The organism is Pseudomonas sp. RA_15y_Pfl2_54 (genome assembly GCF_963971015.1).
Classification (GTDB): domain Bacteria; phylum Pseudomonadota; class Gammaproteobacteria; order Pseudomonadales; family Pseudomonadaceae; genus Aquipseudomonas; species Aquipseudomonas baetica_A.
On record NZ_CAXAPN010000022.1, the window covers coordinates 105,811 to 115,108 of the forward strand.

The 9,298-nt window shown below is 60.7% G+C and carries 7 protein-coding genes and 1 pseudogene; 6 read left to right on the forward strand and 2 right to left on the reverse strand.

What is annotated here, in order from left to right:
- The first annotated feature begins 12 nt into the window (after nt 1-12).
- Both AACY50_RS17425 and AACY50_RS17430 read left to right on the forward strand, forming a co-directional pair.
- Nucleotides 13-1,218, forward strand: a complete 1,206-nt coding sequence (locus tag AACY50_RS17425) for an aminotransferase class V-fold PLP-dependent enzyme (protein WP_339464334.1) — start codon at nt 13-15, stop codon at nt 1,216-1,218.
- Nucleotides 1,215-1,619, forward strand: a complete 405-nt coding sequence (locus AACY50_RS17430; protein ID WP_339430536.1) for a SufE family protein — start codon at nt 1,215-1,217, stop codon at nt 1,617-1,619. Before AACY50_RS17425 ends, AACY50_RS17430 begins: the two co-directional genes overlap by 4 nt.
- Before the next feature lie 82 nt (nt 1,620-1,701).
- On the opposite strand, the gene tcdA is transcribed toward AACY50_RS17430, so the two are convergent.
- A complete protein-coding gene (tcdA, locus tag AACY50_RS17435; RefSeq protein ID WP_401160484.1) occupies nt 1,702-2,514 on the reverse strand; it encodes a tRNA cyclic N6-threonylcarbamoyladenosine(37) synthase TcdA in 813 nt (270 codons plus the stop codon).
- Nucleotides 2,515-2,734: 220 nt separating this feature from the next.
- Here tcdA and AACY50_RS17440 point away from each other — a divergent pair, with 220 nt between their 5' ends.
- From AACY50_RS17440 to AACY50_RS17455, 4 genes are all read left to right on the forward strand, one after another.
- A complete protein-coding gene (locus AACY50_RS17440; RefSeq protein WP_339464333.1) occupies nt 2,735-5,326 on the forward strand; it encodes a glycosyltransferase in 2,592 nt (863 codons plus the stop codon).
- A 240-nt stretch (nt 5,327-5,566) separates the two neighbouring features.
- Entirely contained in the window at nt 5,567-6,718 is a 1,152-nt protein-coding gene (gene dapE / locus AACY50_RS17445) for a succinyl-diaminopimelate desuccinylase (RefSeq protein ID WP_339430533.1), read from the forward strand.
- Complete coding sequence (locus tag AACY50_RS17450; protein ID WP_339430532.1) at nt 6,718-7,527, forward strand: putative RNA methyltransferase; 810 nt, start codon at nt 6,718-6,720, stop codon at nt 7,525-7,527. The genes dapE and AACY50_RS17450 overlap by 1 nt, the downstream gene beginning before the upstream one ends.
- A 75-nt stretch (nt 7,528-7,602) precedes the next feature.
- The gene (locus AACY50_RS17455; protein WP_339430531.1) at nt 7,603-7,980 is read left to right on the forward strand and encodes a hypothetical protein; all 378 of its coding nucleotides are present in this window, start codon (nt 7,603-7,605) and stop codon (nt 7,978-7,980) included.
- 53 nt (nt 7,981-8,033) lie between these two features.
- Here AACY50_RS17455 and AACY50_RS17460 read toward each other — a convergent pair.
- Nucleotides 8,034-9,298 (reverse strand): annotated as a pseudogene (locus AACY50_RS17460) (hypothetical protein); the annotation flags it as partial.

Consider the following 9,298-nt stretch of genomic DNA (forward strand, 5'->3'; position numbering starts at 1 on the left):
AGGGCTGAACAGATGATGATTCCCTCCCCGTGGCGCGCCGACTTCCCGGCCATCGCCGCACTGCAACGGCAAGACCAGACTTACCTGGACAACGCCGCCACCACGCAAAAACCCCAGGCCCTGCTCCACGCATTGGCGCATTACTACGCCAACGGTGCAGCGAATGTGCACCGTGCGCAGCACTTGCCCGGCGCCCATGCCACGCAAGCGTTCGAAGACAGTCGCCTCAAGGTTGCCCAGTGGCTCAATGCCGGTGACAGCGGGCAGATCATCTTCACCCACGGCGCCACCAGTGCGCTGAATCTCCTGGCTTATGGCCTGGAACATCTTTTCCATCCGGGCGATGAAATAGTCATCAGCGCCCTGGAGCATCACGCCAACCTGCTGCCGTGGCAGCAACTGGCGCAACGTCGCGATCTGAAACTGGTGATCCTGCCGCTGGATGACGACGGTTTGATCGACCTCGCGGCGGCAGTGCGTTTGATCACCCCGCGCACCCGATTGCTGGCGGTCAGTCAGTTGTCCAACGTGCTCGGCGCCTGGCAACCACTGCCCGCGTTGCTGGCCATGGCCAAGGCGCAAAACGCCCTGACCGTGGTCGATGGCGCCCAGGGCGTGGTACATGGTCGGCAGGACATGCAGGCCCTCGGTTGCGACTTCTATGTGTTTTCCAGCCATAAGCTGTATGGCCCTGATGGCCTCGGCGTGTTGTTCGGGCGCAACAAGGCGCTTGAACACCTGAAGCCGTGGCAGTTCGGCGGCGAAATGGTGCTGGAAGCCAATTATCACGACGCGCGCTTCCGCCCGGCGCCCCTGGGTTTCGAGGCGGGCACGCCGCCGATTGCCAGTGTGATCGGCCTCGGGGCGACCCTCGATTATCTGGCTGGGCTGGATCAGGACGCGGTGTCTGCTCACGAAGCGGCGCTGCATGATTATCTGCTGTGCGGCCTCGCCGCTCGCAACGGCATTCGCGTGCTGGGCTCGCCGCAACTGGCGCTGGCCAGTTTTGTCGTCGAAGGCGTGCACAACGCCGATCTGGCGCACCTGCTCACCGAGCAAGGCATTGCCGTGCGCGCCGGGCATCACTGCGCCATGCCACTGCTCAAAAGCTTCGAGCTCGCTGGGGCGATTCGCGTATCGCTGGCGCTGTACAACGACTCCGAAGATCTGGAGCGCTTTTTTGAAGCGCTGGATCAGGCGCTGGAATTGTTGCGATGAGCCTGCCGATCGCCGCCGCGCAAGCGCTGCAAACCTTTCAGAATGCTGCCGGTTGGGAACAGCGGGCGCGGTTGCTGATGCAGTTCGGTGATCGTCTGCCGCCGCTGGGCGATGCGGATAAAAACGATGCCAACCGGGTGCATGGTTGTGAAAGCCAAGTGTGGCTGGTGGGCAAACTGCAGGACGGTTACTGGCAATTCAGCGCCAGCAGCGATGCGCGGATGATTCGCGGGTTGGTGGCGTTGCTGCTGGTGCGGGTCAACGGGTTGACTGCTGATGAATTGCAGCAGGTGGATTTGCCGGACTGGTTCAGCCAGTTGGGGCTTTCGCGCCAGCTTTCACCGTCGCGCAGTAACGGCTTGAATGCCGTGCTCAAGCGGATGAATGCGTTGGCTGTTTGATCGCCTTCGCGAGCAAGTTTGCCCCCACAGGGGAACGCATCCCAATGCGGGCTTGCTCGCGAAGGGGCCATCAGCCTCTGCATCAAACCTGAGGTTTGACTCGGTCAGCCGGGCGCCGAACACCCGCCACAAGCTTGTCCACAGCCTTGGTTGCCGCGACCATGCCAAACGTCGCCGTCACCATCATCACCGCGCCAAATCCACCGGCACAGTCCAGTTTGACGCCGTCGCCGACAAAGCTCTTCTGCAAACAAATGCTGCCGTCAGGCTTCGGATAGCGCAGTTGTTCGGTGGAGAACACGCACGGCACGCTGTAGTGACGGGTCACGGTGCGCGAAAAACCGTAATCGCGGCGCAACGTAGAGCGCACTTTCGAGGCCAACGGATCATTGAACGTGCGGTTCAGGTCGCAGACCTGAATCAGCGTCGGGTCAATCTGCCCGCCCGCGCCGCCCGTGGTGATGATCTGGATCTTGCGGCGTTTGCACCAGGCGATCAACGCAGCCTTGGCGTTGACCGCGTCGATGCAGTCGATCACGCAGTCGATGTTTGGCGTGATGTATTCGGCCATCGTGTCGCGGGTGACGAAATCCGCCACCGCGTGCACGGTGCAGTCGGGATTGATCCCGCGCAGGCGCTCGGCCATGACCTCGACTTTGGGTTTGCCGACGGTGCTGTCCAGCGCATGCAACTGCCGGTTGGCGTTGCTGACGCAGACGTCGTCCAGGTCGAACAGCGAGATTTCACCCACGCCGCAACGGGCCATGGCTTCCGCCGCCCAGGAACCGACGCCGCCGACGCCGACGATCGCCACATGGGCGGCGCGCAGACGCTCCAGGCCTTCGATGCCATACAAACGGGCGATGCCTGCAAACCGTGGATCTTCTGTACTCATGACCATTACCCCAAAAACCGGCGCGCATTATAGGGCTACGCAGCGACAAGTTTTAAGCTTCAAGCTACAAGTGTAAGAACTTAAGTCAACGCCGGTTGCCCAATGTCAGTCATTTCCCTGTCCGATGTACGACTGGCGAACTGCCGGTGTAGGATGCGCGCCCCTCTGGCGTACAGCCGACCGATCCTCCGTTCCACAGCCTTTGGAACCCGAAACAGCTATGTCATCGCGTAAATTTGGACTCAACCTGGTGGTGGTTCTGGCAATCGCCGCCCTGTTCACCGGTTTCTGGGCGCTGATCAATCGCCCGGTTTCTGCACCGAACTGGCCGGAGCAGATCGCCGGTTTCTCTTATTCGCCATTTCAGCAGGGACAATACCCACAGAAGGATCAGTATCCGTCTGATGAGGAGATGCGCCGCGACCTGGAGATCATGAGCAAGCTGACGGACAACATCCGCATCTACTCGGTCGACGGCTCCCTGCAAGACATCCCGAAACTGGCTGAAGAATTCGGTTTACGCGTGACCCTCGGGATCTGGATAAGCCCCGATCAGGAACGTAACGAGCGGGAGATCCAGCGCGCCATCGAACTGGCCAACACTTCGCGCAGCGTGGTTCGGGTGGTGGTCGGTAACGAGGCGATTTTCCGCAAGGAAATCACTGCCGAGCAACTGAGCGTGTTGCTTGATCGCGTACGCGCAGCCGTGAAAGTGCCGGTGACCACCTCCGAGCAATGGCACGTTTGGGAAGAACACCCGGAACTGGCCAAGCACGTTGACCTGATCGCCGCGCACGTGCTGCCGTACTGGGAATTCATTCCCGTCGACAAGGCCGGACAGTTCGTTTTCGACCGTGCCCGCGACCTGAAAAAGATGTTCCCGAAAAAACCGCTGCTGCTGTCCGAAGTGGGCTGGCCGAGCAACGGTCGCATGCGCGGTGGCGCCGACGCGTCGCCGGCGGATCAGGCGATCTACCTGCGCACGCTGGTCAACAAACTCAACCGCCAGGGCTTCAACTACTTCGTGATCGAAGCCTTTGATCAGCCGTGGAAGGCCAGTGACGAGGGGTCGGTCGGCGCGTACTGGGGCGTGTTCAACGCGGCGCGTCAGCAAAAATTCAACTTTGAAGGCCCAGTGGTGGCGATTCCGCAATGGCGCGTGCTGGCCATCGGTTCGGTGGTGCTGGCGCTGCTCTCGCTGACGCTGCTGATGATCGACGGCTCGGCCCTGCGCCAGCGTGGCCGTACCTTCCTGACCTTTATCGCGTTCCTCTGCGGTTCGGTTCTGGTGTGGATCGGTTACGACTACAGCCAGCAATACAGCACCTGGTTCAGCCTGACGGTGGGTTTCCTCCTGGCGCTGGGTGCGCTCGGGGTGTTCATCGTGTTGCTCACCGAGGCGCATGAACTGGCCGAAGCGGTGTGGACTCACAAGCGCCGACGAGAATTCCTGCCGGTGATCGGCGATTCGGACTACCGACCTAAAGTGTCGATCCATGTGCCCTGCTACAACGAGCCGCCGGAGATGGTCAAACAGACCCTCAACGCCTTGGCCAACCTCGACTATCCGGACTTCGAAGTCCTGATCATCGACAACAACACCAAGGACCCGGCGGTGTGGGAACCGGTGCGCGACTACTGCGCAACCCTCGGCCCGCGCTTCAAGTTCTTCCATGTAGCGCCGTTGGCAGGTTTCAAGGGCGGCGCGCTGAACTACCTGATCCCGCACACCGCCAAGGACGCCGAAGTGATCGCCGTGATCGACTCCGATTACTGCGTGCACCCTGACTGGCTCAAGCACATGGTGCCGCACTTCGCCGATCCGAAAATCGCCGTGGTGCAGTCGCCGCAGGATTATCGCGACCAGAACGAAAGCACCTTCAAGAAACTCTGCTACGCCGAGTACAAAGGTTTTTTCCACATCGGCATGGTCACCCGTAATGACCGTGACGCGATCATCCAGCATGGCACCATGACCATGACCCGTCGCTCGGTTCTGGAAGAACTGGGCTGGGCCGACTGGTGCATCTGTGAAGACGCCGAACTGGGTCTGCGCGTGTTCGAAAAAGGCCTGTCGGCGGCGTATTACCACGACAGCTACGGCAAAGGTCTGATGCCGGACACCTTCATCGACTTCAAGAAGCAGCGTTTCCGCTGGGCCTATGGCGCCATCCAGATCATCAAGCGCCATACCCGCAGTCTGCTGCGCGGCCAGGACACCGAACTGACTCGCGGCCAGCGCTACCACTTCCTCGCGGGCTGGTTGCCGTGGGTCGCGGACGGGATGAACATTTTCTTCACCATCGGCGCTTTGTTGTGGTCGGCGGCGATGATCATCGTGCCGCAACGGGTCGACCCGCCGCTGCTGATTTTCGCAATCCCGCCGCTGGCGCTGTTCGTGTTCAAGGTCGGCAAGATCATCTTCCTGTATCGCCGCGCGGTGGGCGTGAACCTCAAGGATGCGTTCTGTGCGGCACTGGCCGGGCTGGCGTTGTCGCACACCATCGCCAAAGCGGTGCTGTACGGCTTCTTCACCAGCAGCATTCCGTTCTTCCGCACGCCGAAAAACGCCGACAACCACGGCTTCTGGGTGGCGATTTCCGAAGCACGGGAAGAATTGTTCATCATGCTGCTGTTGTGGGGCGCGGCGCTGGGGATCTTCCTGGTGCAAGGCATTCCGAGCAACGACATGCGCTTCTGGGTGGCGATGCTGCTGGTGCAGTCGCTGCCGTATCTGGCGGCGCTGATCATGGCGTTCCTGTCGTCACTGCCAAAACCTGCCGCGACGCCTGAGCCGGCACCGGTCGTCTAAATACTCATCGATGCACTAAACGGCGGCCAATGGTCGCCGTTTTGCTTTAAGATAACCGCCATTTTGCGGGGCTTGGCGTGATACGCGGTCTGACTGACCGGACTGTATCCCTGTGGGAGCGGGCTTGCTCGCGAATGCGGTGTGTCATTAAAAGTTGATGTTGACTGGCACAATGCATTCGCGAGCAAGCCCGCTCCCACATTTAGTCCGCGCCCACATTCATGATCTCCGGAGTTCTCCATGACGGCCCACGCCGACCTTTCGCCGACCCTCCAACTCGCCATCGACCTGATCCGCCGTCCGTCCGTGACGCCGGTCGACGCCGATTGCCAGAAGCAGATGATGCAGCGCCTGGGCGATGCCGGTTTCACGCTGGAGCCGATGCGCATCGAAGATGTGGATAACTTCTGGGCCATCCACGGCAACAACGACGGCCCGGTGCTGTGCTTCGCCGGTCACACCGACGTGGTGCCGACCGGCCCGGTGACCGCCTGGCAGATCGATCCGTTCAATGCGGTGATCGATGAACACGGCATGCTCTGCGGCCGTGGCGCGGCAGACATGAAAGGCAGCCTGGCGTCGATGACCGTGGCCGCTGAGCGTTTCGTTGCCGATTACCCGAATCACAAGGGCAAGGTCGCGTTTCTGATCACCAGCGACGAAGAAGGCCCGGCGCACCACGGCACCAAGGCTGTGATTGAGCGTCTGGCGGCGCGCAAAGAGCGTCTGGACTGGTGCATCGTCGGCGAACCGTCGAGCACCACACTGGTGGGCGACGTGGTGAAAAACGGCCGTCGCGGCTCGCTTGGCGCCAAACTCACCATCAAAGGCATTCAGGGCCACGTCGCCTACCCGCATCTGGCGAAGAACCCGATTCACCTCGCGGCGCCGGCCCTGGCTGAACTGGCCGCCGAGCATTGGGACCACGGCAACGACTTCTTCCCGCCGACCAGTTTCCAGATTTCCAACGTCAACTCCGGCACCGGCGCGACCAACGTGATTCCGGGCGATCTGGTGGCGGTGTTCAACTTCCGCTTCTCCACCGAATCGACCGTTGAAGGCCTGCAAAAGCGCGTGGCCGACATCCTCGACAAGCATGATCTGGACTGGCACATCGACTGGGCGCTGTCCGGCCTGCCGTTCCTCACCGAGCCGGGCGCGCTGCTCGACGCGGTGTCGTCGAGCATCAAGGACATCACCGGCCGCGAGACCAAGGCGTCCACCAGCGGCGGCACGTCCGATGGCCGTTTCATCGCGACCATGGGCACCCAAGTCGTTGAACTGGGCCCGGTCAACGCAACCATTCACCAGGTCAACGAGCGCGTACTGGCCGCCGATCTCGACGTGCTGACCGAGATCTACTACCAGACCCTGATCAAGTTGCTCGCCTGATGCTGGCATGCCCGATCTGCAGTGAGCCGCTGAACGCGGTGGACAACGGCGTGGTCTGCCCCGCCGGGCATCGCTTCGACCGTGCACGCCAGGGTTACTTGAACCTGTTGCCGGTGCAGCACAAAAACAGCCGCGACCCTGGCGACAATCAGGCGATGGTCGAGGCGCGCCGCGACTTCTTGAACGCCGGGCATTACGCGCCGGTGGCCAAGCGTCTGGCCGAGCTGGCAGCGAGTTACGCACCGGCGCGCTGGGTCGATATCGGTTGTGGCGAGGGTTACTACACCGCGCAAATCGCCGAAGCCCTGCCGGATGCCGATGGCTACGCGCTGGACATCTCTCGCGAAGCGGTCAAACGCGCGTGCAAACGCAATCCGCAACTGACCTGGTTGATCGCCAGCATGGCCCGCGTGCCATTGGCGGCGGGCAGTTGCCAGTTTCTCGCCAGTGTTTTCAGTCCGCTGGACTGGGAAGAGGCCAAGCGCCTGCTCAGCGTCGGTGGCGGCCTGATGAAAGTCGGCCCGACCAGCGGCCATCTGATGGAACTGCGCGAACGTCTTTACGACGAGGTTCGCGAATACACCGACGACAAGCATCTGGCCTTGGTGCCGTCAGGCATGGCACTGGCACACAGTGAGACGTTGGAGTTCAAGCTGACGCTGGACAAACCCGAGGATCGCGCCAACCTCCTGGCGATGACACCCCACGGCTGGCGCGCCAGTGCCGAACGCCGCACGGCGGTGATCGAACAGGCCGAGCCGTTCGTGACCACCGTGTCGATGCGCTACGATTATTTCGTTCTTCAATAACTTTTGGTCTCGGGCAAGTGCCCGGGGCCGGCTAAATCCGCGAATGGATTTTTCAGACCCGCAGTGAGGACATCCATGCGCCAACCGGATATCGAGATTTACCTGAAAGACGCCGACGTCGACCACAAAGCCATTTCCGCCTGGCTCGGTGAAGCGTTGGGCCCGTGCAGCGACTGGGTACAGAAAGGCCAGACCTACAAGTGCAAGGCCGGCAACATCCCGGTGACCTGGCTGCCCAAAGCCGTGGGCAAGTGGAACAGCCTGTACCTGGAAAGCGATGCGACCCCATGGGACGACGACATCGCCTGCGCCCGCGCCGCGTTTGCTGCGCTGAACGTCGAAGTGCGTTGTGCACCGGGGACGTGGGTCGAGGAAGAAGGCGAGGAAACGGCGGATCGCTGGATGCGCATCAGCGCTGATGGTGAAGAAGAGATCACCTGGAAAACCGCCTGAACAACCCGGCGCCATATCTGTCCCGCGACGGATATGGCGCCCGATTTTTTGTCCTAGATCCCTTGATCGGCATCGGAGTAACTGAAGATGTTCGCTGCATGGGGCGAGACTTTAATGACAGGAATACGTCTACCTGTCGTTTTCAAGAAGTCCCGCTGAATATTCTTCGCTCCTTCCACACCGACCGCCCGGCTCGCAGTATTGAAGTAGATGAACGCCTTGATCGGCAGATTCGAAATGTTCTGCGGCCAGGTCTTAATCATCACCTCGTTTTGTCGCCACGAAGCCAGTTCACCCGCTGGATTTTCCCGCGAAAGTAAACTGAGTGCGAACCCCGCCCTATCCACACCGAAACTGCATTGATGGTGATAGCGGTTGGTGCTGCTGGCTGGATACTGCCGGAAGTGCGCACGCCAGGTCGTCAGTGTCGTGAGGCCTTGAGCAGCACATGGAACACTGCTGCTCGGGAAATTGCTCGCAGCCCCGCAGCCGGCTGCACTACGAATCAAAGTGCCCCCATCGTAGGGGTATGAACACAGGACTTGAAGCGGGTAGCCCCCATTGACGGTAAAGTTCTGCCCCGTTTCCAGAACAAAACCCTGGGTTCGACTACCTTGCAGTTGATTCATGCCAATACCCGTCTTCATGTAGCTGAATGACACCCCGCCTAGTTTTTCGGCGCCCGGACTAGGGTTCCAGGCATGAAATGCCGTCGAATCATCAACTGTGCGAATCAGTACCCCGGCGCAGTACCATGCTCCCAGACTGGAATTGCTCGGACAGGTATTACTGGTCGTCGAATATTGTACGTTCAACTCATTTGCAACCCGTGGGCCGTCGCCCGGAGCGGCAACACCTGTCACCTTGATCGGCAAGGGAGATGAAGTGATCAGATTCCCGACACCGCCCACTTTATAGGTGTAAGTCAGGTTGACCGTACGTGCCTTGTTTTCAGTGATCCAGGCTTTGGGCAACTTGAAGGTCAGCGTGCCCACGGTGAACACGGTCTGGATTGGCGCATCACGCAACGCCACACCGGTCAGGCGCACACCGACAGTATCCTTTGGCGCCAGGCTCGGATAACTGACCTGTACGTTGGCTTCGGTGCCGAGCGTATCGGCATTCAACTCGCCCGCCGGGGCTTCGACCACCTTGAACACACTCTGGCCCTGCGCGCTGACCACGCGGATACTCAGTGGGGACGAGGTAATCAGATTTCCGACACCGCCGACCTTGTAGGTGTAAGTCAGGTTGACCGTACGCCCCTTGTTTTCGCTGATCCAGGCTTTGGGCAACTTGAAGGTCAGCGTGCCCACGG